The organism is Methylobacterium sp. J-030 (assembly GCF_022829545.1).
Lineage (GTDB): Bacteria > Pseudomonadota > Alphaproteobacteria > Rhizobiales > Beijerinckiaceae > Methylobacterium.
In genome coordinates, this window is sequence record NZ_JAKSYM010000206.1 from 1 (window position 1) to 316 (window position 316).

A 316-nucleotide genomic window follows, 5' to 3' on the forward strand; every position below is an offset into this window, starting at 1 on the left:
TCCAAACATTCGTTACGAGACGCGCCGTACCTGTGTAGCCGTCCACGCCCCACCCCGAGCGGCCGGGATGCCCCACGCGTTCAGCGCCGCCGCGATCTGCCCCAGCGGAACCCCGCCCTCGGCCCGCCCGGCGGCTATCACTGGGGCGAGGTCCCGAGCCCGCCCCTCGTGCCGCCGGTCCTGCCGCCCGCTCCCGCCCACTTGGCCGCCCTCCCGGTCGCCAAGGTTCTCCGGCTTGCCTAGAGCTGTCCCGGTCACGTCGCCACGGCCCAGTTCTCGGCGTACCCAGCTGCGGGCAGGTAGTTGCGGCCACCCC

1 pseudogene is annotated in these 316 nt (G+C 73.7%); it reads right to left on the reverse strand.

The annotated features are described in order from the left end of the window. Positions 1–12: 12 nt before the first annotated feature. Positions 13–316 (reverse strand): annotated as a pseudogene (locus MKK75_RS13375) (recombinase family protein); the annotation flags it as partial.